Source organism: Acidimicrobiia bacterium, assembly GCA_012959995.1.
GTDB lineage: Bacteria > Actinomycetota > Acidimicrobiia > Acidimicrobiales > MedAcidi-G1 > MedAcidi-G2B.
Genome location: DUCC01000009.1, coordinates 61750 through 84576, shown reverse-complemented (window position 1 = coordinate 84576; position 22827 = coordinate 61750). Strand labels below are relative to the sequence as shown.

Below are 22827 nucleotides of genomic sequence, written 5' to 3'. Positions count from 1 at the left end.
TTTTTCCCTGCTTTTTCTGAACTATTTACCCGCCGGGCGTTGGGCCAGCAACAAGTACTCTGCATGGCCTGTATCAGGCGCTCGCTTACGGTAGTCCCCGGGAGTCACCGACCAAATATCTTCCACCAGCAGCCCGGCCCGATCCGCTAACAAACGCAGTTCGCGTGGGGTGAAACACGTAGTCCACAGGTCGGTCTCTACCTCATCCCCAAACGGGTTACGAATCGTTGTTTTTTCATGATTTACCCCTGACTCAGCATCAAAGGTGTCAGAGTTTTCGAGAAAACGAACCTGAAAATAGGCGGAGAAAGCACTGGCCGCCAGTCGGCCTTCTGGCTTAAGGGCCTGAGCCATGCGCTCCAAAATCACTCCGTCGGGGTCCAGAACCTCTTGGTTGCTGCCCGGCCCCCTGGCCAAGCCGAAGGCGCCTTGACAGAGCGAGATCACCGCATCAAATTCTTGATCAAAAACCATTTCCCGAGCATCTCCACAAACAAACGTTACTTTAGGGTCTGCTTCCGCCTGAGCGAGTTCAATAAAGGTCGAAGAAATATCCAGACCGGTCACTCGATACCCCCGTCGTGCCAGTTCGTGAGCGTGCCGCCCCGGGCCGCAACCCACATCTAAAACATGGTCGCCCGGTTTTAACGCCAAAGCTTTTTCTAAGGCATCTACTTCTTGTTTCGTCCCATAAGTAAACGAATAACGCAAATATGCGGGCCCTAAATGGTCGGCGACTTCTTCAAACCAGTGGCCCGGTTTACCCTTTGGCATCGGCCCAGGTGGCTCCTAATGCCACATCTACCGTCAACTCAACATCGAGGTCAAAAGCGTTCCCCATTATTTCGGGTACGAAAGCCAAGGCTGCTTCTTCTTCGTCGGCCGGCACTTCTAAAATCACTTCGTCATGTACTTGCAAAATAAGCCGGCTGGCTAAATTTTCTTGCTCTAAATATTGATCAATGCCGATCAAAGCCACTTTGAAAATGTCGGCCGCTAAACCCTGAATCCCCGAGTTCATGGCCTGGCGCTCCCCTGCTTGGCGCACATTAAATTGCGAAGCCGAAAGTTCTGGAATGCGACGCCGACGGCCAAACAACGTTTCGGTGTAACCCTTTTGGCGGGCCTCCTCAATGGTTCGACCCATGTAGTCCTGTATCGCCGGGAAAGCGCCAAAAAAGGCTTCTAAAATTTCTGTTGCTTCGCCCACCGGAATGTCTAAACGTTGAGAGAGCCCGTAAGCCTCCATGCCGTAGGCCAAACCATAAGAAACCATTTTGGCTCGAGACCGGAGTTCGTAAGTCACCTCAGAAGGCTCCAAATGCCAGACTTGAGCCGCTACTGCAGAGTGCACGTCGTTCCCGGCGGTAAAAGCGGCAATCAGTCCGGGGTCTTGGGCCAAGTGGGCAATGCAGCGCAATTCAATCTGGTTGTAGTCGGCCACCAAAAGTTGGCAGCCTGCGGCCGGCACAAAAGCTCGACGAAATGCTCGCCCGGCCTCGGTGCGTACCGGAATGTTATGCAAGTTTGGGGCATCAGAACTTAGCCGCCCGGTGCGAGCCACCGTTTGGTTAAAAGAAGCGCGAATACGGTCCCCGGGGCCTACTTCGGCCAGCAAACCCTCGCCGTAAGTTGAGCGGAGTTTTTCTACTTCCCGGTAGGCCAGCAGATGTTCAACCATGGGGTGCTCGTTGCGTAAACGTTCCAGCGTTGCCGCATTGGTCGAAAAACCGGTTTTCGTTTTCTTTCCGGGCGTTAACCCGAGTTTGTCAAACAAAATCACTTGGAGTTGTTTTGGAGAGTTCACGTTGAACTCTTCGCCGGCTGCTTTGTGAATGGTGGCTCGCAGGCGCACGCATTCTGCGGTGAGGTGATCCCGCAAACGAGTCAGTTCTTCAACGTCCACCCCGACACCAATCTCTTCCATTTTTACGAGGACCCGCACCAAGGGAATCTCAATAGTCTCGTTGAGTTGGCAAAGGTTTTGCGCCACCAGAGTTTCCGCCAGAGGGTCGACCAATTGCGCAACGGCGGCCGCCCGATACCCGGCCATTTCTCCGCTATCCGTAGTGTCTCCTCCCAAGTCCAGTTGGCCGTCGGGGACCCCCAATTCGGGGATTGTTCCCCCCGTGTAGCGCCCAAAAAGGCTCGGTAAATCTGTTTTGCTATCGGCGGGGTCCAGCAGGTAAGCCGCCAACTCGGTATCTATCTGCAGGCGGAGTGGATCCACCCCAAAGCGACGCAACAAGGCCACGGTGGCTTTGGCTCGGTGGGTCGCTATTCCTGAACCTTCGGGGCCCAAAATCTTCCCTAAGGCTTCAACTACCGCTGAGTCGTTGAGGGCCGCGGCGCTTATCCACCAGGCTTCTCTTTTTTCGGGAGTTCCCGGCAAAGAAAGAGCGAAACCATCTTCTGGCTGGTCGCTCAGACCCAAACCTAAGATGCATTCGGCGGTAGCGTTTTTTTCAAGAGCGGCCAAGTCTTTCGCTCCGCTTACTTGATGCACGGTCACGGCCAGTTCTCCCCCGCTGGGTCCGGCTTCTTCGTCATCGTCGACCCCGAAGTCGGTACCCAATAACGGCCCCAACCGTTGGCGTGCCGTGCTCAACTCCAGTGCATCGAACAAAGCATTTGCTTGGTCCACCTGCACCGGGCCTCGAGCAAGGTCATCCACGGTAAGGCCCAGCGGCACGTCACGTACCAAAACCATCATCTCTTCATTGAGTAAAGCCAGCGACTCATTCTCTTCTAAATTTTGCCGCAACTTTGGTGTTTGCTCTTCGCTGGCCGCAAAAATGCCCGCCAACCCTCCATAGGCGTTAATGAGTTTGGCTGCAGTTTTTTCACCGACTCCCGGGACCCCCGGCAAGTTGTCTGAGGTATCGCCTCGCAAAGCGGCGTAGGCCACATAGTCCCGAGGGTGCACCCCGGTGCGTTCCAAAATACCTGCTTCGTCGTAAAGGGCATAGTCAGAAACCCCCCGCTTGTTGTACAAGACCCTCACCAAAGGGTCCTCTACCAGCTGATAACTGTCACGATCACCGGTCACGATCATCACTTCTTGACCGGCGTCTCGAGCCACGGTGGCCAAGGTGGCCAAAACATCGTCGGCCTCAAAACCCTTTGCATCTACCACCACAAAACCTAAAGCCTCTACCAACTCACGCACCAAGGCCAGTTGTTCATACAAAATATCGGGCTGCTTTTCACGGTTGGCTTTGTAGGAGTCCAGCCGCTGATGGCGAAAAGTAGGGTCAGGAAGATCAAAAGCCACGGCAATGCCGTCCGGCTGGTGGTCTCTCAGCAATGCGGTAAGCATGGCGGTAAAGCCGTATACCGCATTGGTCACCTGGCCCGAAGCGGTCGCCATATCGGTCGGCAAGGCAAAGAACGCCCGATAGGTCAACGAGTTTCCATCGATGAGCATGAGGCCAGACACGAGGCGACCTTACCTTTTCTCGATGGTCACGAAGTAGCAGGCGGCGAGGTTTGTGCCAGTATTTCGTTAGCCACCTCCAGCATGGAACGTCGCCCCGACATTGCTTCTTTTTGGATAAAACCGTAAGCATCTGCTTCGCTTAGTCCGTTTTCATCCATTAGGCGGCCTTTTGCACGGTCGAGAACCTTGCGGGCCGCTAAGCGCTCCGCCAAGGTATGGGCTTGGTCGGTCAATGCTCGCATTTCTTGGTGTCGGGCTCGAGCCACTTCGACTGCGGGGATCAAATCGGATCGTTGAAAGGGTTTGACCAGGTAAGCCAATGCGCCGGCGGCCACTGCTCGGTCGATGAGATCTTTTTGGCTAAAGGCCGTCAAGATTACTACTGCGGTGTCGTGAGATGCCGAAATTTGCCGGGCCACTTCAATCCCGTCAAGCCCCGGCATTTTGATATCTAAAATCACTACATCTGGGTTGTGCTGGGCCACCAGGTCGAGAGCAACATCGCCCCGACCGGTATCGCCGACCACCTCGTAGCCCTCGTCTTGCAAGGTTTCTTTCAGGTCCAAACGGATGATCGCTTCATCTTCGGCCAACACCACACGAACCAACTCAGACATCGGACCCCTCGGCCAGCACGGCGATTTGATCCAACAACTCATCTTGTTGCATTTCTAGTTCGGCTATTTCGTTACTCAGCAACGTGTGGTGGCGGTACATGGCACGAGCCTGTTGGTCCGAACCTCTCCGCTCCCGGTCGGCCAGAGCGGTTTCGGACACTAAAGAACGAACCCGAGCATCGTCGGCCTCGTTTTTTAGATGACGCAGTTGTTCATCGGCAATGGAAAGTTCCATCCGTTGGCGGCGCAAGAGCGCTCCAATACTTTTGAGTCGACGTTCTAACAACTTGCGATTCATAACCCTCCGGAGAAAATGCCAAAGAAGAAGTTTCCTTCTTCTCATAAAACTCGTGGTGCCCGGGGAGGGACTTGAACCCTCACGACCTTGCGGCCAAAGGATTTTGAATCCTTCGCGTCTGCCAATTCCGCCACCCGGGCAGGGAACCGTGGACGGGAGCCTACCGTCATCAGACGCAGCATCAGACCCTCATTCCCCCATTCTCGTTTTGAACGACTACCGTAGTTGCATCATCGTTTACGCGCCGCTGGCCACCACTGAGGAGACCCCCCCCAGATGATTGTTTTTACCTATTCTGGGCAAGGATCCCAAAAGCCCGCCATGGGCGCCCCGTGGGTAGATCACCCTTCTTGGGAATTGGTTGAAGAAGCGGCCAGCATCGCCCAACGAGACGTTGCTCACCTTTTGCTCCACGCCTCGGCAGAAGAGTTACAAGAAACACATAATGCCCAACTGGCCACCTACCTCATGTCCATGATGGTCCTCGATGCCGTAGAGCGGGTAGGCGTTGATGCCGTCGGCCACGCCGGGCACAGTTTGGGAGAATTCAGCGCCCTTACGGCGAGCGGCGCTTTGGACTTCGCCGATGGAGTGCGTTTAGTAATCGAGCGCGGCGAAGCCATGCGGCAAGCCATCGAAGACCAAGAGGGCTCTATGGCCGTGGTTCTTGGCCTCAAAGATGCCCCCGTTGAAGAAGCCTGTGCGGCAGTCGACGAACCAGTTTGGGTAGCCAACTACAACGCCCCCGGCCAAGTAGTTATCGCCGGCAGCCCATCCGGGGTGGCGGCCGCCGGGCAAGAAGCAAAAGATCGTGGAGCAAAACGGATCACCCCGCTTGCCGTGGCCGGAGCGTTTCATACCCCGCTCATGGATGGCGCTCGCCAGCGTCTTTCTGCTGCTATTGACAACACCGAGATTCGCCCACCGGAAGGAACAGTGGTGGCCAATGTGGACGCCACCGCCCATCAAAGCCCCGAAACTTGGCGGGTCTTAATGAACGCTCAACTCTGTAGCCCGGTGCGTTGGCATCAAAGTTTGGCCACCTTAGAGAGCGCCGGGTTCACCACCTTTATCGAACTAGGCCCGGGGACCGTGCTTACCGGCCTAGTAAAACGCACTATCAAAGAAGCCACCCGTCATTCGGTAAACACCCCCGACCATCTCGACTTGCTGCTCGAAGCCTTGGCGGGGCCCCAGTCTTCAAGCAGCGAGCAAGAAGGCGAGCATCTCTACGCCACCGAACGATTGGTGGTCAGCCCCGCCGCCGGGGTCTTTACTCCAGTTTCTGGGCGAGAGCTTGGATCACCAGTCCAAGCCGGTGACCTTTTGGGACACGTCGGGCAAGAAGAAGTGCGTTCTTCGTTCGCCGGAAAGCTACAAGGCTGGTTGGCCGTCGATACCGAACGTGTCTCAGCTAGTCAACCCATCGCTTGGCTCATTGTTGAGCAATGAGCATTACCGAGGAGAACTCCATGAATCAAGACTCAACCCCCGCTGAAGGTTCACGCGTCGTTTTGGTGACCGGCGGCAACCGAGGCATCGGCCTGGCCTGTGCTCAAGCTTTTGCCGCCCAAGGGCACCAGGTGGCCGTGACCTGTCGAGGTGAAGCCCCGCCAGAGGTTACCGACGCCGGTTTGCTCGCCGTAAGTTGCGACATCACCGACACCGAGCAGATCGACGCCGCTTTTGCGGAAATTGAAGAAAAACTCGGCCCGGTAGAAATTTTGGTGGCCAACGCGGGTATCACCCGAGACGGTCTGGTGTTGCGCATGTCCGACGACGATTTTTCTTCAGTTATTGACACCAACCTGACCGGCAACTTTAAGGTGGCTCGCCGTGCCGTTAAAGGCATGATGAAAAAACGCTGGGGCCGTATTGTTTTTGTTTCTTCTATCGCCGGCCGCATCGGACAAACGGGGCAAGCCAACTATGCAGCATCAAAAGCAGGGTTAGTGGGTTTAGGGCGTTCTCTGGCCAAAGAGTTTGCGAGCCGCAACATCACCGTCAACGTGGTGGCTCCGGGGCCTATTTTGACCGACATGCTGTCGGCCCTGCCCGAGGAGCAACAAGATGCTTACGCCGAAGCGGTGCCTTTGAAACGCCTCGGCCTACCTCAAGAGGTGGCTGATGTGGTAGCTTTTTTGGCCTCCGATGCTGCCGGCTACGTCACCGGAGCCGTTTTACCGGTTGATGGCGGGTTGTTCATGGGTTAGGTCTGTGCCTGGTGACCATTTTTTGGAACAAAAAAAGGTTTAAGCACCGAATTGCCCCACTACAGTACTGACCGTTCCCTAACATTATTGAACTGGAGAAACCGGTGAGCGAAGAAAACTTTGAACGATTTACTAAATGTGCCGTGGAGGTCCTTGCCGTGGATGCCGCACAAATCACTAAGGAAGCCAGCTTCGCTGACGACCTAGACGCCGACAGCTTGGACTTAGTCGAGTTGGTCATGGCTTTGGAAGAAGAATTTGACGTAACCGTCGAAGAGGACGAATTAGAAGGCATTGCCACCATTGGCGGCGCCTTCGACCTCATTACCGGCAAGCTCTAATGACCCGGAGGCGAGTGGCCGTTACCGGCCTCGGCGTTATCGCCTCTTGTGGTACCGGCGTTGATGCTTTCTGGGATGGCCTTTGTGGGCCCGCCCCCGAAGGAGAACGCCGCATTGAAGACTTTGACCCCGCCCCGTATTTTGCGAACCCAAAAGACATAAGGCGCAGTGACCGCAGCACCCAATTAGCTCTGGCCACCGCACAAATGGCTTTGGAACAGGCCGGCGATTTAACCGCCGAAGCCGCTCGTAAAGGGGTCATTGTAGCCACCGGCATTGGGGGGATCGCCACCCTCGAAGCACAGATTAAAGTCCTGCTCGAAAAGGGCGAACGAAGGGTCTCTCCATTTTTGGTGCCCATGATGATGGCCAATGCTGCCACCGCCGCGGTTTCTATGCGCCACGGTTTTTGTGGCCCCGCCGAAAACGTATGCACGGCTTGCGCTGCAGGCACTCACGCCATTGCCAACGCTGCACGTTTAATTGCCGGAGGCCGCTGCGACGTGGTTTTGGCCGGTGGAACCGAAGCGGCCTTTACCCCGACCGCCGTTGCCGGATTTACCAACATGACCGCTATTTCGAGTTCCGGCATCTCTCGGCCTTTTGATGCCGAACGAGACGGCTTCATGATGGGTGAAGGTGCCGGCATGCTGGTTCTTGAAGACTGGGATACCGCTCAAGAACGAGGCGCCACCATTTTGGCCGAAATACTCGGCGGAGCGAGCACTGCCGATGCCCACCACATCACCGCACCTTCTCCCGGCGGGGTCGGAGCCATTAGTTGCATGCAACTCGCCCTAGAAGAAGCAGGCCTTACCGCTGATCAGATCGGCCACGTAAACGCTCACGGCACCTCAACTCCTCTCAACGATATGGCCGAAGCAGCCGCCATGGCCCAGGTGTTTGGCGACGGCAACCCGTTGGTTACTTCCACCAAAGGCATCACCGGTCACGCTTTGGGCGCCGCCGGAGCCATCGAAGCCGTAGCCGTAGTTTTGGCTATGCAAAAAGCATTGATTCCGCCCACTGCGGGCTACGCCACCCCAGACCCAGACATGGCCGCCATCAACTTGGTGACCGGCGCTCCCGTTTCGTGGGAGCCTGCGCCGGCCATGTCTAACTCGTTTGGCTTTGGCGGCCACAACGGGTCACTGGTTATTGGCCCCGCTTAAGCTGAATCTTCGCCCGTTGCTACTGGGGCAAAAACAAACAACAGGTCGCATTGGCAGGCTTTTTCCCCGTTGACGGTTGCTGTGCCACTGCCCCGCCCGGCCCGTGCCGATACTCGATCGAGGGTCACTGCGAGTTCTAAACGATCTCCGGGGAGCACCTGGCGGCGAAAACGAACCTTGTCAATGCCGCCAAAGAGCGCCAACTTTCCTGCGAAATCTGGATTACTCAACAACGCATAGGCCCCGAGTTGAGCAATGGACTCGCACTGTAAGACACCAGGCAAGGTAGGGAGGCCAGGGAAATGCCCGGCAAAGAAATCTTCATGGCCAGTGAGTTGCCAAAACCCGGTAGCAGAAACCCCGGCTTCCAGCGCCGTGACCTCGGTTAAAAACAGGAACGGATCACGGTGAGGAATAACTTCTTGGGGAAGCGGAAAGGTACTCATTAGCCAACGACCTTAAACAGACGGTTTACCAGATGACTCATCGGAAAGTAAAAACACTTCGGCGAACGTTGGGGCGACGCTTCCACGTCACCCCAACCCACGCCAGTTCAGTTAACCGAAGTCAACTGCGATTCTGAATTAGGCGCCTTTGCCGGCTGCCTTCAACTTTGAACCAGCTTTTACCTTCACAGCCTTGCTGGCTGGAATGTGCATTGCTGCTCCGGTTGCTGGGTTACGACCTTCACGAGCGGCCCGATCGACCTGCTCAAAGGAAATCCACCCAGGGATGCTTACTTTGCCACCACCGCGTACGGTGCCAGCGATAGCGCCAAACATGGCATCAATGCAGGCACCAGCATCCTTTTGGGACACTCCGGTTTCTGCGGCCATAACTGCAATTAGCTCACTTTTATTCATTGACCACTCCTTACTGTTAGCGAGAAAGACACTTCCTCTCTCGGGTCAAATGACACGCGACACCTTTTCTAGGCCCATGTCAAGCATTTAAGCCCTTTTTGGGAATATTTTTTTAAAGCACCATATTGGTAAAACCGCCCTCTACGGGCAAAGAGCCTGCCCTACACGCAAATTACAAAGCCTTATTCAGCGCTCTCATCGTTGATGAGATGACGGCCGGAATTGTCGAAGTATGCCATAACGACCTCTTGGGCTTCGGGTTCTAAACCTCCACTTTGAACGGCGGCCGTCATGTGGACCATCCAAGCCATACGCTCTCGCTCCCCCACGACAAAACCTGCATGCCGCATACGTAAACGTGGGTGCCCGCGTTGTTCGTCGTAAGCGTGTGAGCCGCCCCAATATTGCTGCAAAAACATAGCCAACCATTTTCGCGAGTCAGTGAGGTCCTCGGGGTAAAGCGGTCGCAACACCGGGTCTTGTTCCACCCCGTCGTAAAAGCGATTCACCAAGTCCACGAACCACTGGTCTCCGCCTACTACTTCGTGCAGGCTGCCTGAAGCACTGCCCTCTGGTTGGCTAAGCGCACGACGCATCGAGGGCCTCCCGGAAGTCCTTAACCAACGCGGCAACGCCCTGAGGGCCCTCAGGGGACAGCATGCGGGCTACCACTGCGGTACCTACCACCACGCCGTCTCCGGCCGCTGCGGCTTCTACCGCTTGTTCTGGGGTACCGATGCCTACCCCGATGAGTACTGGAAGGTCAGTCAGGCTCTTTAACCGTCGAGCGATCTCGGTGGCGCTAGAGGCCAGTTCGCTGCGCACCCCAGTTACTCCCAACAAACCCACTCCATAAATAAAGCCCCGTGACCGTTCGCTTACCGCCGTCAAGCGTGCATCGTCGCCGGTGGGGGCAGCCAAAAGAATAGTTTCTACTCCGGCGGCATCGGCGACGGCCGCCCAGTCGGCTGTTTCTTCTAGAGGCATATCGGGGAGGATGCACCCGGCTACGCCCGCCTTGGCCAAACTTTGCGCAAAACGTTCCAAACCCATGTGGGCGGCGATGTTGTAGTAGGTCATTACCACCAACGGCACCTCCACCTCGAGGCGCTGCAAGCGACTCAAAATATTTGCCGGGGTCGCCCCACCTTTGAGTGCTTTCTCGTTGGCCTCTTGGATGACCGGCCCATCCATTACCGGGTCAGAAAAAGGGATGCCGATTTCTATAACATCAGCACCGGCCGCCGCTACCGCCAATACCGTGGTTTCGAAATCGTCGTTCAAGGCACCGGTCACATAAATAACCAGAGACTTTCCCCCCGCTTCCCGGCGAGCCCGCAGCGCTTCTTCTACTGTTCCGCTCATGCTCGGCCTTCTTTTTCGAGGAGTTGCAGTATCTGGTCGACGTCTTTATCGCCCCGCCCGGACAAGTTGATCAGCACGGTTTTTCCGGCCAGCGAGGCCCGCTCACGAGACACCCAAGCCAACGCATGCGCTGGTTCAAGGGCGGGAATGATCCCCTCTAAACGGCTGAGCAACTGAAAGGCCTCCACGACCTCTGCGTCGTTCACCGATTCGTAGCGGGCACGCCCCGAAGCAGCCAAGAAACTATGTTCGGGTCCTACCCCGGGGTAATCCAGCCCGGCGCTTATGGATTCTGCTTCCAAGACCTGGCCGAATTCGTCTTGCATCAAAAACGACCGTGAACCATGAACCACACCAGGCACGCCGCGGCCCACCGCCGCTCCGCCTGCTGGTTCAACGCCCACCAATTCGGCGGGAGAATCAGCAAAACCGGAGAAAATCCCTATGGCGTTTGAACCGCCACCGACACAAGCCACCACCACATCGGGTGTGGTGCCCAGTCGTTCCTCGCACTGGCTGCGGGCTTCGCTACCCAAAACCTCGTGAAAGGTCCGCACCATCCAGGGGTACGGGTGAGGCCCCATCACCGAACCCAAGCAGTAATGCGACTCTTCAACAGTGGCCACCCAGTCACGCATGGCCTCGTTAATAGCGTCTTTCAGCGTGCGGCTTCCAGACAAGGCGGTACGCACTTCAGCCCCCAGCAAGCGCATACGAAATACATTGAGTTTTTGGCGCTCCACATCAACCTCGCCCATATAGACGCAGCATTCCATCCCGAGTAACGCCGCTGCAGTGGCCGTAGCCACCCCATGTTGACCGGCTCCTGTTTCGGCCACCAACCGAGTTTTGCCCATGCGTTGAGCCAGCAAAGCTTGACCCAAAACATTATTTATTTTGTGCGATCCAGTGTGGTTGAGGTCTTCGCGTTTTAGCAGCACCCGGCAACCCAGCAACTCCGACAAATTCGGGCAGTCGGTGAGCGGCGATGGTCGCCCGGCGTAGTCGGCCAGCAAATCGTCGAGTTCTTTACGAAAAGACGGGTCGGCCCAGGATTCGTTGAAGGCTTCTTCTAACTCCAAGCAAGCAGGCATCAAGGTTTCGGGCACAAAACGGCCGCCGAAATCGCCAAAACGGCCGGAGGCGTCGGGGGCTTTTAGGGCCTCGTTTTCGTTTAGTTCCATGTTCCTTCTTCCCAATCAAACGGGCGCTTTTGCGCTCCTTGGTAACCTGCTGGTTCGGCGGACTGCGCTGCAGTAATGAAGGCGCGAAGTTTACGAGGGTCTTTGCGCCCCGATTCGGCTTCGACCCCACTGGCCACATCTACTCCCCAGGGGTTCACTTTGGCAATAGCCGTGGCCACATTTTCTGGCGTTAACCCGCCGGCCAGCAATAGGCGTTGATTGCTGGGCGCACCTTCGGCCAGCGACCAGTCAAAAACCTCACCCGACCCGGGGGTGGGCGAGTCCAGCAGCAAAATGTCGGCTCCAAATTGGTCAAAATTTGTGAGGTCCGGCGAACCGGCGGCCAAAGCACGAATAGTTACCGGCACTCTTTCTGCTATCCAACGGCAAGTTTCTGGGCTTTCATGCCCATGTAGTTGTACGGCTCGCAACCCGACTTGGTTAACGGTCTCCAGAACTTTTTCTTTGGTGGCGTCACGAAATACTCCCACCGTCATGATGTCCGCTGGCAGTTGGCGCACCATGTCTCGAGCGGCCAGTGGTGCCACCTGACGCACTGACGGAGCGAAAATGAAGCCCACTGCATCGGCGCCCAGAGCGGTAGCCAGCAAGGCATCTTCCTCTCGGGTGATTCCGCAAATCTTAATGAACATAGTCCGAACCTACTGTGTCTCGAGGCGGCTGTTGGTGTTCGCCGGAGAGCACCGGAGGTCGGCCACGCTCTGAGCAGGGTCTTCCGCCGTGACCAGCCACTCCCCAACCAAAAGCGCATCAAAACCGGCTTGCGCTAAAGCTGGGCCATCGGCTGGGCTGGCGATCCCTGACTCCGCTACCCGGAGCACTTCGGTAGGTAACGCTCGAGCCACCCGTAGCGCTCGCTCGGTGTCCACGGCAAAAGTGTGCAGGTCACGCTGATTTACTCCAATCAAAGAAGCCCCAACATTGAGGGCCCGCTCTGCTTCAGCTTCATCGTGGATTTCTAACAAAACATCCAAAGTGAGTTCTTGGGCCAAAGCAGAGAAATCTTTCAACTGGTAGTCATCGAGGGCTGCGGCAATGAGCAGCACCGCATCAGCACCCATAAGGCGGGCATCGCAAATGTTGCGCAAATCGACGGTGAAGTCTTTACGTAAAACGGGCAAAGAACAGGCGCTGCGAGCCTCTTGTAAGTCTTGAGGGGAACCGGCAAAATGGGGCTGGTCGGTAAGCACCGAGAGGCAGGTCGCTCCTCCCAGTTCATATTTTTGAGCTATCTCTGCTGGGGCAAGGTGCATGGCCAAATCGCCTTTAGAGGGAGATCGACGCTTGAACTCGGCAATTACTGCTAACTCTTCTGGGGGGCGACTTTTAATGTGCCCTGCGAACCCTCGAGTAGGGGCCGTTTCTGCCGCCTGATCAATCAGTGCGTCCACGCTACGGAGGTCGTTCGCTGCTTGCTCTCGGTGATAATCGAGGATGCCGTCCAAGTAAGTGCCCATGGGATGAGGCTACCCAACGCACCGCCGGGCCCTGCATCATTTTTCTTCGGAGAAGACTCTTAACACGCTCCTCACATGATGATGACATGATGGTGACCTATGAGCGAGCGTTCAATCATTGTATTAGTTGAAGACGACCCCAACATTGCCGACCTGGTAGATCTCTATTTAACCAACGAGGGACACCGCGTTTATCAGGCCACTGCGGGGGCACGAGCTCTGGAAGTTTGCTCCTTGCGTAAACCTGACTTAGTTATTTTGGATATCGGCCTCGCCGGCGAAATGGACGGCTTTGACGTTTGCCGATCGTTGCGAACAGACTCCAACGTTCCCATCATCATGTTGACCGCCCGAGATGACGAAATTGACCGGGTAGTGGGCTTCGAATTGGGGGCCGACGACTACGTTGTCAAACCCTTTAGCCCCCGAGAGCTCATGGGGCGGGTGCATGCTATTTTGCGGCGCAGCGGCACCTCAGTTGCTGACAATACTCAGCTCATGACCATAGGGTCGTTGCAAATTGATGGGCAACGGTGCGAAGCCTTGCTCGATGGACAACCCGTTTCTTTAGCCGCTCAAGAGTGGGCGCTCCTGTGGTTTTTTGCACAAAACCGTGGCTTGGCCCTTACCCGTCGCCAGCTTTTAGACGGTGGGTGGGGCTCCGATTGGGTAGGCGACATCCGCACCGTAGACGTTCATGTGCGCCAACTACGCCGCAAACTCGACGATGCTCTGCCGGTAAAAACGGTACGAGGCATCGGCTACCGGTTCGACTGATGCAACGTCGCTTGGTGGTCACCCTGGTTGGGGTCGTAGTAGTGGGTCTTTTTTTAGCGGGCTTGGGCACGGTTTTTCAAGCTCGGCTAGATCGTCAATCCTTTACCCGCGACCAACTCACCGACCGAGCGAAATCTACAACGGCTTTCATTGACGAAACTTTAATGGCGACAGATCGCTCACCTTTTGGCCGCGAACGCTTGCGGCGCATTACCCACGCTTTAGGAGTCAGCGAGTTTGGCTTACTCATCGTCAACGAAGCCTCTTCGGAACCCCTCGTTGTCTTAGCGGCTCTCCCCGATGGTCTAGATTTTGCCTCCCTTGACCTGGAAGAACTCTTCGCCAACGGCACCAGCTCTGGCGCTTTAGAGGGCCGCGCATGGGCCGCTTCTCTTTCGAAAACCAGTTTGCCTAACGAGGCCGCCGCGATAGTGGTGCTGGCAGGAGAATACGATGATGCGCTGGGCGACGCGGTGCGTTGGTTTTTGTTTGCGGCCTTCGCAACGATAATTCTGGCCGTTTTTGTTGCCCTCCGCTTGAGCAAGCAAATGGCTCAACCCATTATTGAGGCCACCAAAACTGCGGGTCGCCTCGCTGACGGAGACTTAACCAGTCGGCTTCCCCAACCCGATCCCCAAGAAACCGACGAAGCCGCCGACCTCGCTCGAGCCATCAACGCCATGGCCGCTAACCTCGAGCGGGCTCGCGGTGTAGAACGCCAATTTTTGCTCTCAGTTTCACACGACCTACGCACCCCCATGACCTCCATTCAGGGTTACGCCGAAGCACTTACCGACGGTACGTCTACCGACGCCCAGCGGGCGGGGGCCATCATTTTGTCGGAGTCTCGGCGCCTTGACCGTTTGGTACGTGACTTGCTTGAGTTGGCTCGTCTCGATGCCCGACAGTTCACTATGCATCAACAAAGCATTGACCTTTCCCAGGCGGCACAACGCTCGCTGGAGGGCTTTCGGCCCAGCGCCCAAGAAGCAGACATCGATTTAGTCTTTAGCAGCGCGCCAAGCGCTGCTCACGTCAACGTAGACCCCGACCGGTTAGCTCAGGTCATGGCCAATTTGATAGAAAACGCCCTTCGTTACACCACAAGTCACATCACCCTTGGGGTTGCTCTTGAGGGCGGTTACGCCACACTTTCGGTAATCGACAACGGGCCCGGTATCGCCGACGAAGACCTGGCTCATGTCTTTGAACGCCTTTATGTTTCTCGCCATCAGCCCAAAAATACTGAATCTGGATCTGGCCTTGGCCTCGCTATTGTCCGAGAATTGGTAGAAGCCATGGAGGGCACCGTGCAGGTGGCCTCCACCTTAGGTTCGGGCACCACCATGACCGTGTCGTTCCCGCTGCTGCCTTAAGGCGCTTGCTGAGCCTGCTTGCGTTGCTGGGTCATGCGTCGGGCCGCCGGTATGGCCGAAAGTAACGCTCGGGCTTTATTGCCGCATTCCAGGTGTTCGAGTTCGGGCACGCTGTCGGCCACGATACCCGCTCCGGCCTGCACAGAAGCCACCCCGTTTTTTATCAACATGGTGCGAATAGTTATTGCCGTGTCGATGTTTCCCGAAAAATCAAAGTACCCCACTACCCCGGCGTAGGGGCCGCGTTTCACTGGTTCCAAAGTGTCGATGATTTCCATAGCCCGTACCTTGGGAGCGCCCGAAACGGTGCCGGCAGGCAAGGTAGCCCGCAACACATCAATGGGCGTTACCCCGTCAGCGAGGTCACCGGCTACTTGGCTGGTGAGGTGCATGACATGGCTGTAGCGCTCCAAGGTCATCATTTCTTCCATCTCTACGCTGCCGAAGTTGGCTACCCGCCCGACGTCGTTTCGGGCCAGATCCACCAACATGACGTGTTCGGCACGCTCTTTGGGGTCTTCGAGAAGTTCCCCGGCCATGCGGCGGTCGTCAGCTTCGGTTTTTCCGCGTCGCCGGGTGCCGGCAATAGGGCGTGAAACCACCCGTCCGTCAAGCAACTTCACCATGGGTTCGGGTGAGGCCCCTACCAAAGTGAGATCGTTGTAACGAAGAAAATACATGTAAGGGCTGGGGTTCAGTTGCCGCAGTACCCGGTAGACGTCAAATGGTTCAGCGTCCAGTTCTACATCGAACCTTTGCGAAAGCACAACTTGAAAAATATCGCCGGCCATGATGTGTTCACGGGCCGCTTCTACCGCTAAACCGTACTGCTCGGCCCCCATGGTGGAGGTGACTTCTGGCGGTTCATCGTCTTCTCGTGGAGGCTCCATGAGTGGTTCATCAAGCGGGCGAGCCCCATCGGAAGCCAATTGGTCAAGACGCTCTTGGGCTTCGTCGTAGGCGGCATTTAAAGCAGCGGTGCCCATTCCAGGAGCCACCACCACGTTGGCCATCAGCACTGCTCGCTGACGCCAGTGGTCAATAGCCACTAAGTCTCCGATAACCGACATCACCCCATCGGGGTAACCGCGGTCGTCGAATGGCACGTCGGGGAGATTTTCGACCTCGCGCACCACGTCGTAACCCAAGTACCCCATAAGGCCACCATGCAACGGCGGGAGGCCTTCTATGGTGGGTGAGCGGTAGTGACCCAAAAGCCCTTCCATGGCCACCAGAAGGCCTTGCGAGGTGTCTACGCCTTCGGGGAGGTCACCGTCTACTTCCACCGCTCCGTTTTTAGAGGTAAGGGTCAGCGAAGGGTTGCGGCCAATAAATGACCAACGGCCCCAGGTTTCACCACGGTCCACGCTTTCCAGCAAGAATCCTTCGCCGTCGCCAATACAGCGGGCAAACAACGACACCGGGGTGGTGAGATCGGCTAAAAGTTCGCGCCAAACCGGGACCACAGTGTGGGTGCGGGCTTGTTCGTGAAAAGCTGCCCGGGCAGAGGTACGCATCGGCTACTCGCCGGTGGCACCAAAGGGGCGGAAGAAACAGCTGTACTCGCCAGTGTGGCAAGCCCCTTCGCCTTCTTGTTCAACAATGAGCAACAATGTGTCGCCGTCGCAGTCGTAGGAAGCAGACCGCACGTATTGACGGTCACCGGAGGTTTCCCCTTTACACCAGTATTCTTGACGGCTTCGGCTCCAAAACCAGGTGCGTCCGGTGGCCATGGTTTCTTTTAATGAATCTTCGTTCATCCAAGCCATCATTAGCACCTGTCCGGTGCCTTCTTCTTGGACAATAGCCGGCACCAAACCGTCGCTGTTGTAGGTGATGTGACTGAGTTGTTCTTCGGTTACGGCAATGGGTTGAGAAACAAGGGTTTGGGTCATGAAGGTAATCCTAGAGTAGAAGGCGTCGTTTAAGAGAAAGGTTTTAGAGGTACAGCCCGGTGCTGTTTTCTTCTAGCCGTTCGGCGGCCACGGCATGAATATCTCGTTCGCGCAAGATTATGTAATCCGCGCCCCGTACCTCAACTTCGTAGCGGTCTTCGGGGTTGAATAATACTTGATCGCCGATTTCCATAGCCCGCACGTTGGGGCCGGCGGCCACCACGATGGCCCAGGTAAGCCGTTTGCCTAATTGAGCAGTCGCCGGTATCAAAATACCTCCAGAGGAGCGGCGTTCTCCTTCGGCTCCTTCGACGCTGACCAATATCCGATCGTTAAGCATTTTTATGGGCAGTCGCTCGTCGTCGGGGCCGGGTAGGGACGCAGTCTCTTTGGTCATTGGCGAAACGGTAGCGGGCGTTTAAACGATTGGGCGAACAAGCAGACCAGCTTGGGCCATGGCTTGCTTGGCTTCGGCAATAGTGTGTTCGCCAAAGTGGAAAATAGAGGCCGCTAACACCGCATCGGCGCCCCCTTGTTTTGCCCCATCTACCAAATGTTCAAGGCTGCCCACTCCCCCGCTGGCAATAAGCGGGACCGGGCAGTTGGCCCCCAGGGTCTGCAACATTTCGAGGTCGAAACCGTCTCGGGTGCCGTCACGATCCATAGAGGTTTGCATGATTTCTCCAGCGCCGCGCTGCACTACTTCTTCTATCCAGGCCACGGCGTCGCGTCCGGTGGCGGTGCGCCCACCGTGGATAAAGACTTCGAACCCGCTGGGTGTCTCTCTACTTCGCCGAGCATCAACAGAAACCACCACACACTGGCTACCGAACTCTTGGGCCAGTTCTGAAATGAGTGCGGGGCGATCTACGGCTGCCGTGTTGATTGATACTTTGTCGGCTCCGGCTCGCAATATTTGGCGGGCATCTTCTACCGACCGGATGCCGCCCCCCACGGTGAAAGGAATAAACACTTCTTCTGCGGTGCGGCGCACCACCTCGACCATGGTGTTGCGTTCGTCAGAGGAAGCGGTGATATCTAAAAAGATTAATTCATCGGCGCCCTCTTGGTCGTAACGAGCGGCCAGTTCTACCGGGTCGCCGGCGTCACGCAGGTTGACGAAATTAACGCCTTTAACTACCCGGCCTTGGTGCACGTCAAGGCAAGGGATGACTCGAATTGATTTCATCGTTCGGCCAGCATCTGGGCCGCCGACGCCAGGTCGACCGTTCCCTCGTAGAGCGCTTTACCGATGATGATGCCGGCCAAGTGGCGGCCCTGGGCTTGCAAATCGGCCAGTTGTTCAAGGTCTTTCATTTGCCCCACGCCGCCCGACGCCACCACGTCTACGCTGGTTTGATCTAAGGCGTCGGTTAATCCTTCAAGGTCGGGGCCAGCCAAGGTGCCGTCTCGATCTATCTGCGTCACCACGAATGCTTCTGCACCCAGAGCGGCGTAACGCTCAAGAGCCTGGTCGAGTTGCAAACCGCTGCCTTTGGTCCACCCGTGCACCGCTATTTCGGTGCCGCGCAGGTCGAGGCCCACGGCCACCGAACCCACGGCAGCTACCTTGGCTACCAGTTGGGGGTTTTCTACGGCGGCCGTCCCCATAACTACCCGGGTCGCTCCGGCCGCAAACAAGGCTTGGGCATCGTCCAGTGAACGCACTCCGCCCCCGGTCTGCACGGGGATAGATAACGCGGCGGTTATGGCTTGCACGGCGGGCCGGTTTACCGGGTCACCGGTTAGCGCCGCATCGAGGTCCACCACATGCAACCAGTCGGCGCCCGCTGCTTCAAAAGCCAAGGCTTGGGCCACCGGGTCATCGCCGTAGATGGTTTCTTGGTCGTAGTCGCCTTTGACGAGGCGCACACAATGGCCACCTCGCAGATCAATAGCCGGAAAAAGTTTGGGGCTCATGACGGGCCTGCCGTCTCGTTTAAAAAGTTGGTCAACACAGTTAGACCGGTGGGGCCTGATTTTTCTGGGTGGAATTGGGTGGCCCACAGATTTTTTTGGGCTACCGCGGCACAAACCGGGCCTCCGTAGTCGCAGGTCGCCACGGTGTGTTCAGTAATCGGCCCGGCGTAGCCATGTACAAAATAAACCCAAGCATTTTTTGACAGCCCAGCAAACATGGGGTGAGAAGAAAACTCCAGTTGGTTCCATTGCATTTGTGGGTGTTTTACGTCATCGGCCAACGGGCCTATCTGCCCAGGGAATACGCCCAGGCCGCCCTGTCCGGGAGATTCGCTGCTGGTTGAAAAAAGCATCTGCATGCCCACGCAGATTCCTATGAACGGCCGGCCACCTTGGCTGGCTTCAATCGCCGCTTGGTGTGCTACCTCGGCCAGGTCCGCTTCTGCCAAGGCCTCTACACATCGCCCGAAGGCCCCCACACCAGGAAGAACCACCGCATCAGCGGCAGCAATCTGTCGATGGTCGGCGGTTAACTCCGCTTGGGCCCCCAAGTACTCTAAGGCTTTTTGTGCCGAACGAAGGTTACCGATGCCGTAATCCAGCACGGCAATACGAGAACTTGAGGTCACAGAGTGCCTTTGGTGGAGGGAACCTCGTGGCCTTCAACACGCACGGCGTCTCGTAGCGCTCGAGCTACTGCTTTAAAACTCGCTTCCACAATGTGGTGGGTGTTTTTTCCTCGCACCAAAACCAAGTGCAAAGTAATCTGCGCCGAGGTACTAAAGGCTCGCCAAAACTCTTCAATGAGTTGTGGATCGAAGGGCGGGTCGCTAAGGATTTTTTGCCCAGGGAACTCCACGTCGTAGTGCATAAAGGGCCGGCCCGAAAGGTCCAGTGCTACCTCAACGAGTGCTTCATCAAGAGGCACAGCCACCGAAGCAAAGCGCCGCACGCCGGCTTTGTCGCCGAGCGCTTCGGCAAAAGCATCGCCCAGGGTGATGCCCACATCTTCCACCGTGTGGTGGGCATCGATCGCTAAATCTCCGGTGCAAGCCACTTGGAGGCCAAAGCCTCCGTGGCGGCCCAGTTGGTTCAGCATGTGGTCAAAGAACGGAATGCCCGTTGCCACGGTGACCTCACCTCCGTCGAGATCCAGGCTTAAGGCAATAGAAGTTTCCGCAGTGATGCGTTCTCTAGTAGCGGTGCGATTGTTGGTCATGACAGTACCTCCTCAAGTGCGGCGAGAAATTGATTGTTTTCTTGACTGGTGCCCATAGTGACCCGTAAGCAACCCGCGAGACCGGGCTCAGCAGAAAAGTCTCGGATCAAAATTGACCGATCCAGAAGTTCTTGCCACACCACACGGCCTTCCTTTTCTTCGGGGCGAAACAAAATGAAGTTTGTGTCCGAGGGCCATACGGTTACCGGCAGTGTTTTTAACACCGAAAAAACCCTTTGCCGCTCTGAGCGTAAAAAATCTACCCGAGCATCCATCTCTTCTTGGTAATCCAAAGCCAGCAGGCCAGCAGCTTGGGTAAGCGCCCCAAGGTGGTAAGGAAGCGAAGCTTTTTCTAACTCCGACACACACCAGGCGGGCCCCAGCAAATAGCCCAAACGCACCCCAGCCAGTGCCCATGTTTTAGAAAAAGTTCGACTTACCACCAGTGAACGACTTTCACCGATCAGACTCACTGCGCTTTGGTCAGCGAACTGCCCGTAGGCCTCATCGACCAGCAAAAGCCCGCCGTAGGACTCAACTTGAGCCAGCGTGTCCTCTACCAAACCCGGAGGGTCTTGAGTGCCGGTGGGGTTATTGGGGGAACACAAAAACACCACATCGGGTTGTTCTGCTTCAACCACCTCAGCCACCGTGTGCGGGGCCAGAGAAAAATCATCCTGGCGCGGTCGAGCCAACACCGTGGTGCCGGTGGTGCGGGCAATCTGGGCGTGCATTCCGTAGGTAGGTTCAAAGAGCGCTAAGGAACGCCCCGGCCCGCCGTAGGTCAAAAGCAAGCTTTGTAAAACCTCATTAGAGCCATTGGCCACAAAGACTTCGTCCATTTTTCGGCCGTAGCGCTGGGCGAGGGCGTTGCGGAGTTTTTCCGCCGAACGGTCCGGGTAGCGATGCAATGGCAAAGCCGCCACGGCTTCCGCTAAGGCGGTCATAAATTCCACGGGCGGGCCTTGGGGAGCTTCGTTGGTGTTGAGCCGCACCTCGACGTCTACCTGCGGCGAGTGGTAGCTCGCCAACAAGGCCAGGTCTTGGCGGGGCTCTGGGCGCTTAGTCATCGTTTTGACCAATCAACAAATCTTGACGTATGCGTAGCGAAGCGGCGTGAGCATCCAAACCCTCGGCTTCCGCCAACACCACCACGGTCGGTCCGAGCTTTTCAATAGCTTCCGGGCTGGCCGTCACGATGTGCATCTCTTTAGTAAAATCGCTAACCGTCAAGGCGCCAGAAAAACGAGCGGTCCCAGCGGTGGGTAAAACATGGCTAGGCCCGGCGACGTAATCGCCCAGCGAAGCCGGCGACCATGGTCCACAAAAGATAGCACCGGCATGACGCACCCGGGCCGCCAAAACATCGGCCTCCGTGGTCATTATTTCTAAGTGTTCGGGGGCTATAGCGTCAGACACCGCTAAGGCTTGAGCGGGGTCATCAACCAAAACGCAGTAACCAGCGTCTTGTAGCGTTGACTCAATTTCGGCCCGACGCGGGGCGGTGATCAACAATTCTTGCAACGCTTCGTCCACTCGGTCTGCCGTTGCGGAGTCCCAAGTGATAAGCCAAGCCAGTCCTTGTGGTCCGTGTTCGGCCTGCACCATGAGGTCAATAGCTACCAATTCGGGTGGAGCGCTCTCATCGGCTATCACCACCACCTCCGAGGGGCCAGCAAAAGCCGACGGGACCGCCACCAAACCGGCCACCTCTCGCTTAGCTAAAGCCACATACACGTTGCCGGGGCCCACAATGACCTCGACTGGTTTTACCGATTCGGTACCGTAGGCCAACGCCGCAATGGCTTGAGCGCCTCCCACCGGGTGCACTACATCTACCTGCGCTACCGCAGCGGCGGCCAAGGTAGCGTCGGGCACCAAGCCATCGGGGCCCGGCGGCACACACACCACACATTCTTTTACCCCTGCTACTCGGGCAATGATGGCGGTCATTAACACCGTGGATGGGTAAGCGGCGCGGCCCCCCGGTACGTAGCATCCGGCACGCTCCACCGGTTGCGCCCAGGACTCAACGGTCAAGCCTTGACGAGACACCGTGTGCTTTTTTTCTTGCTGGTCTTGATGGTGGAGGCGAATATTCTTGGCCGCGGTTTCTAGCGCCCGGCGAAAATCTTCGGGCACTCGACCTAAGGCTGCTTCCATCTCGGAACGCCCGATGACCAGCGAAGAGGGCCGGCACCCGTCAAAGCGTTCGGTGAGTTCACGCAAAGCATCGTCGCCGTTTGTTTTTACCTGAGCCAAAATATTTTGAACGGCTTCTTTCGGGTTGCCCTCACCCAATCCGGGACGCGGCAAGACTTCATCCAGGGGGGCCGTAGAGCCACGGAGATCTAAGCGAGCAAGCACCTAGACACGCTACCCGGCCACAGCCCAGAGAAAGTCATCATTTTTTTCATCCCATGAAAATTGTTCATTGCCAAAACTTCGGGCAGACTTGACCTATGGCCACGCTTCCTTCTCCCGGTGAACTTTCTTCGTTGGAAACCCAAATAACCGCTTTGGCACTACGCATCAGTGCGCTAATGGAAAACCCCGACGGCGACCGAACCGACGAAAATTCCACGCTCTTAGAGGTAGAACGCCACCTACAAGCTGCCCAACGTGAACTCAGCCGCTTAGGGCGCCAACGCTAACCGCAGCCCCCAATAC

At 56.6% G+C, this 22827-nt stretch carries 27 protein-coding genes and 1 tRNA gene; 7 read left to right on the top strand and 21 right to left on the bottom strand.

From position 1 onward, the window contains the following. Window positions 1-21: 21 nt before the first annotated feature. From EYQ49_01910 to EYQ49_01890, 5 genes are all read right to left on the bottom strand, one after another. Window positions 22-774 (bottom strand): class I SAM-dependent methyltransferase, encoded by a 753-nt coding sequence (locus EYQ49_01910; GenBank protein ID HIG24634.1) that lies wholly within the window; start codon window positions 772-774, stop codon window positions 22-24. Beyond that, a complete protein-coding gene (polA, locus tag EYQ49_01905) occupies window positions 761-3439 on the bottom strand; it encodes a DNA polymerase I (GenBank protein HIG24633.1) in 2679 nt (892 codons plus the stop codon). The genes EYQ49_01910 and polA overlap by 14 nt, the downstream gene beginning before the upstream one ends. 26 nt (window positions 3440-3465) lie before the next feature. Further along, the gene (locus EYQ49_01900; protein ID HIG24632.1) at window positions 3466-4056 is read right to left on the bottom strand and encodes a response regulator; all 591 of its coding nucleotides are present in this window, start codon (window positions 4054-4056) and stop codon (window positions 3466-3468) included. After that, the gene (locus EYQ49_01895) at window positions 4049-4354 is read right to left on the bottom strand and encodes a hypothetical protein (GenBank protein HIG24631.1); all 306 of its coding nucleotides are present in this window, start codon (window positions 4352-4354) and stop codon (window positions 4049-4051) included. The genes EYQ49_01900 and EYQ49_01895 overlap by 8 nt, the downstream gene beginning before the upstream one ends. Before the next feature lie 53 nt (window positions 4355-4407). Next, window positions 4408-4494, bottom strand: a tRNA-Leu gene (locus EYQ49_01890). 136 nt (window positions 4495-4630) lie between these two features. Here EYQ49_01890 and fabD point away from each other — a divergent pair. From fabD to EYQ49_01870, 4 genes are all read left to right on the top strand, one after another. Then, window positions 4631-5806 carry an ACP S-malonyltransferase gene (gene fabD, locus EYQ49_01885; protein ID HIG24630.1) on the top strand — a complete coding sequence of 392 codons (1176 nt, stop codon included), beginning with the start codon at window positions 4631-4633 and terminating at the stop codon, window positions 5804-5806. Between the two features lie 20 nt (window positions 5807-5826). Beyond that, window positions 5827-6567, top strand: a complete 741-nt coding sequence (fabG, locus tag EYQ49_01880; GenBank protein ID HIG24629.1) for a 3-oxoacyl-[acyl-carrier-protein] reductase — start codon at window positions 5827-5829, stop codon at window positions 6565-6567. Window positions 6568-6671: 104 nt separating this feature from the next. Then, window positions 6672-6908 carry an acyl carrier protein gene (acpP, locus tag EYQ49_01875; protein ID HIG24628.1) on the top strand — a complete coding sequence of 79 codons (237 nt, stop codon included), beginning with the start codon at window positions 6672-6674 and terminating at the stop codon, window positions 6906-6908. Next, window positions 6908-8080, top strand: a complete 1173-nt coding sequence (locus EYQ49_01870; GenBank protein ID HIG24627.1) for a beta-ketoacyl-ACP synthase II — start codon at window positions 6908-6910, stop codon at window positions 8078-8080. Before acpP ends, EYQ49_01870 begins: the two co-directional genes overlap by 1 nt. Here the strand turns inward: EYQ49_01870 and EYQ49_01865 are convergent. From EYQ49_01865 to trpC, 7 genes are all read right to left on the bottom strand, one after another. Continuing rightward, entirely contained in the window at window positions 8077-8526 is a 450-nt protein-coding gene (locus tag EYQ49_01865; protein ID HIG24626.1) for a beta-hydroxyacyl-ACP dehydratase, read from the bottom strand. The genes EYQ49_01870 and EYQ49_01865 overlap by 4 nt on opposite strands. Window positions 8527-8664: 138 nt before the next feature. Then, window positions 8665-8943 carry an HU family DNA-binding protein gene (locus EYQ49_01860; GenBank protein ID HIG24625.1) on the bottom strand — a complete coding sequence of 93 codons (279 nt, stop codon included), beginning with the start codon at window positions 8941-8943 and terminating at the stop codon, window positions 8665-8667. A gap of 182 nt (window positions 8944-9125) precedes the next feature. Then, window positions 9126-9539, bottom strand: a complete 414-nt coding sequence (locus EYQ49_01855) for a globin (protein ID HIG24624.1) — start codon at window positions 9537-9539, stop codon at window positions 9126-9128. Then, the gene (gene trpA / locus EYQ49_01850; GenBank protein ID HIG24623.1) at window positions 9523-10308 is read right to left on the bottom strand and encodes a tryptophan synthase subunit alpha; all 786 of its coding nucleotides are present in this window, start codon (window positions 10306-10308) and stop codon (window positions 9523-9525) included. Before trpA ends, EYQ49_01855 begins: the two co-directional genes overlap by 17 nt. After that, window positions 10305-11492 (bottom strand): tryptophan synthase subunit beta, encoded by a 1188-nt coding sequence (trpB, locus tag EYQ49_01845; protein ID HIG24622.1) that lies wholly within the window; start codon window positions 11490-11492, stop codon window positions 10305-10307. Before trpB ends, trpA begins: the two co-directional genes overlap by 4 nt. Continuing rightward, window positions 11483-12145: a phosphoribosylanthranilate isomerase gene (locus EYQ49_01840; GenBank protein ID HIG24621.1), complete on the bottom strand. Its 663-nt coding sequence runs from the start codon at window positions 12143-12145 to the stop codon at window positions 11483-11485. Before EYQ49_01840 ends, trpB begins: the two co-directional genes overlap by 10 nt. Before the next feature lie 9 nt (window positions 12146-12154). Beyond that, window positions 12155-12970, bottom strand: coding sequence for an indole-3-glycerol phosphate synthase TrpC (gene trpC, locus EYQ49_01835; protein HIG24620.1), 816 nt, complete (start codon window positions 12968-12970; stop codon window positions 12155-12157). A gap of 99 nt (window positions 12971-13069) precedes the next feature. Between trpC and EYQ49_01830 the strand changes: the two genes are divergently transcribed. After that, window positions 13070-13747 carry a response regulator transcription factor gene (locus tag EYQ49_01830; GenBank protein HIG24619.1) on the top strand — a complete coding sequence of 226 codons (678 nt, stop codon included), beginning with the start codon at window positions 13070-13072 and terminating at the stop codon, window positions 13745-13747. Next, window positions 13747-15123, top strand: coding sequence for a HAMP domain-containing histidine kinase (locus tag EYQ49_01825; GenBank protein HIG24618.1), 1377 nt, complete (start codon window positions 13747-13749; stop codon window positions 15121-15123). The genes EYQ49_01830 and EYQ49_01825 overlap by 1 nt, the downstream gene beginning before the upstream one ends. On the opposite strand, the gene trpE is transcribed toward EYQ49_01825, so the two are convergent. The 9 genes from trpE to hisD are packed head-to-tail and all read right to left on the bottom strand — an operon-like array spanning window position 15120 to window position 22524. Further along, window positions 15120-16640: an anthranilate synthase component I gene (trpE, locus tag EYQ49_01820; protein ID HIG24617.1), complete on the bottom strand. Its 1521-nt coding sequence runs from the start codon at window positions 16638-16640 to the stop codon at window positions 15120-15122. The genes EYQ49_01825 and trpE overlap by 4 nt on opposite strands. 3 nt (window positions 16641-16643) lie before the next feature. Beyond that, window positions 16644-17018 (bottom strand): phosphoribosyl-AMP cyclohydrolase, encoded by a 375-nt coding sequence (gene hisI, locus EYQ49_01815; protein HIG24616.1) that lies wholly within the window; start codon window positions 17016-17018, stop codon window positions 16644-16646. 43 nt (window positions 17019-17061) lie between these two features. Continuing rightward, a complete protein-coding gene (locus tag EYQ49_01810) occupies window positions 17062-17415 on the bottom strand; it encodes a co-chaperone GroES (protein ID HIG24615.1) in 354 nt (117 codons plus the stop codon). A gap of 21 nt (window positions 17416-17436) precedes the next feature. Beyond that, window positions 17437-18207: an imidazole glycerol phosphate synthase subunit HisF gene (gene hisF, locus EYQ49_01805; GenBank protein HIG24614.1), complete on the bottom strand. Its 771-nt coding sequence runs from the start codon at window positions 18205-18207 to the stop codon at window positions 17437-17439. Continuing rightward, entirely contained in the window at window positions 18204-18938 is a 735-nt protein-coding gene (gene hisA / locus EYQ49_01800) for a 1-(5-phosphoribosyl)-5-[(5-phosphoribosylamino)methylideneamino]imidazole-4-carboxamide isomerase (protein ID HIG24613.1), read from the bottom strand. Before hisA ends, hisF begins: the two co-directional genes overlap by 4 nt. Beyond that, entirely contained in the window at window positions 18935-19567 is a 633-nt protein-coding gene (hisH, locus tag EYQ49_01795) for an imidazole glycerol phosphate synthase subunit HisH (protein ID HIG24612.1), read from the bottom strand. The genes hisA and hisH overlap by 4 nt, the downstream gene beginning before the upstream one ends. After that, window positions 19564-20157: an imidazoleglycerol-phosphate dehydratase HisB gene (gene hisB / locus EYQ49_01790; protein ID HIG24611.1), complete on the bottom strand. Its 594-nt coding sequence runs from the start codon at window positions 20155-20157 to the stop codon at window positions 19564-19566. Before hisB ends, hisH begins: the two co-directional genes overlap by 4 nt. Continuing rightward, window positions 20154-21227, bottom strand: coding sequence for a histidinol-phosphate transaminase (gene hisC, locus EYQ49_01785; protein HIG24610.1), 1074 nt, complete (start codon window positions 21225-21227; stop codon window positions 20154-20156). The genes hisB and hisC overlap by 4 nt, the downstream gene beginning before the upstream one ends. After that, the gene (gene hisD / locus EYQ49_01780; GenBank protein HIG24609.1) at window positions 21220-22524 is read right to left on the bottom strand and encodes a histidinol dehydrogenase; all 1305 of its coding nucleotides are present in this window, start codon (window positions 22522-22524) and stop codon (window positions 21220-21222) included. The genes hisC and hisD overlap by 8 nt, the downstream gene beginning before the upstream one ends. 95 nt (window positions 22525-22619) lie before the next feature. Here hisD and EYQ49_01775 point away from each other — a divergent pair, with 95 nt between their 5' ends. Continuing rightward, complete coding sequence (locus tag EYQ49_01775; GenBank protein ID HIG24608.1) at window positions 22620-22811, top strand: hypothetical protein; 192 nt, start codon at window positions 22620-22622, stop codon at window positions 22809-22811. The last annotated feature ends 16 nt before the right edge of the window (window positions 22812-22827 follow it).

Coding starts and splice junctions, on each gene's coding strand:
- EYQ49_01910 (HIG24634.1), bottom strand. CDS start 774: ATGCCAAAGGGTAAACCGGGCCACTGGTTTGAAGAAGTCGCCGACCAT.
- EYQ49_01900 (HIG24632.1), bottom strand. CDS start 4,056: ATGTCTGAGTTGGTTCGTGTGGTGTTGGCCGAAGATGAAGCGATCATC.
- EYQ49_01895 (HIG24631.1), bottom strand. CDS start 4,354: ATGAATCGCAAGTTGTTAGAACGTCGACTCAAAAGTATTGGAGCGCTC.
- fabD (HIG24630.1), top strand. CDS start 4,631: ATGATTGTTTTTACCTATTCTGGGCAAGGATCCCAAAAGCCCGCCATG.
- fabG (HIG24629.1), top strand. CDS start 5,827: ATGAATCAAGACTCAACCCCCGCTGAAGGTTCACGCGTCGTTTTGGTG.
- EYQ49_01870 (HIG24627.1), top strand. CDS start 6,908: ATGACCCGGAGGCGAGTGGCCGTTACCGGCCTCGGCGTTATCGCCTCT.
- EYQ49_01865 (HIG24626.1), bottom strand. CDS start 8,526: ATGAGTACCTTTCCGCTTCCCCAAGAAGTTATTCCTCACCGTGATCCG.
- EYQ49_01860 (HIG24625.1), bottom strand. CDS start 8,943: ATGAATAAAAGTGAGCTAATTGCAGTTATGGCCGCAGAAACCGGAGTG.
- EYQ49_01855 (HIG24624.1), bottom strand. CDS start 9,539: ATGCGTCGTGCGCTTAGCCAACCAGAGGGCAGTGCTTCAGGCAGCCTG.
- trpA (HIG24623.1), bottom strand. CDS start 10,308: ATGAGCGGAACAGTAGAAGAAGCGCTGCGGGCTCGCCGGGAAGCGGGG.
- trpB (HIG24622.1), bottom strand. CDS start 11,492: ATGGAACTAAACGAAAACGAGGCCCTAAAAGCCCCCGACGCCTCCGGC.
- EYQ49_01840 (HIG24621.1), bottom strand. CDS start 12,145: ATGTTCATTAAGATTTGCGGAATCACCCGAGAGGAAGATGCCTTGCTG.
- trpC (HIG24620.1), bottom strand. CDS start 12,970: ATGGGCACTTACTTGGACGGCATCCTCGATTATCACCGAGAGCAAGCA.
- EYQ49_01830 (HIG24619.1), top strand. CDS start 13,070: ATGAGCGAGCGTTCAATCATTGTATTAGTTGAAGACGACCCCAACATT.
- EYQ49_01825 (HIG24618.1), top strand. CDS start 13,747: ATGCAACGTCGCTTGGTGGTCACCCTGGTTGGGGTCGTAGTAGTGGGT.
- trpE (HIG24617.1), bottom strand. CDS start 16,640: ATGCGTACCTCTGCCCGGGCAGCTTTTCACGAACAAGCCCGCACCCAC.
- hisI (HIG24616.1), bottom strand. CDS start 17,018: ATGACCCAAACCCTTGTTTCTCAACCCATTGCCGTAACCGAAGAACAA.
- EYQ49_01810 (HIG24615.1), bottom strand. CDS start 17,415: ATGACCAAAGAGACTGCGTCCCTACCCGGCCCCGACGACGAGCGACTG.
- hisF (HIG24614.1), bottom strand. CDS start 18,207: ATGAAATCAATTCGAGTCATCCCTTGCCTTGACGTGCACCAAGGCCGG.
- hisA (HIG24613.1), bottom strand. CDS start 18,938: ATGAGCCCCAAACTTTTTCCGGCTATTGATCTGCGAGGTGGCCATTGT.
- hisB (HIG24611.1), bottom strand. CDS start 20,157: ATGACCAACAATCGCACCGCTACTAGAGAACGCATCACTGCGGAAACT.
- hisC (HIG24610.1), bottom strand. CDS start 21,227: ATGACTAAGCGCCCAGAGCCCCGCCAAGACCTGGCCTTGTTGGCGAGC.
- EYQ49_01775 (HIG24608.1), top strand. CDS start 22,620: ATGGCCACGCTTCCTTCTCCCGGTGAACTTTCTTCGTTGGAAACCCAA.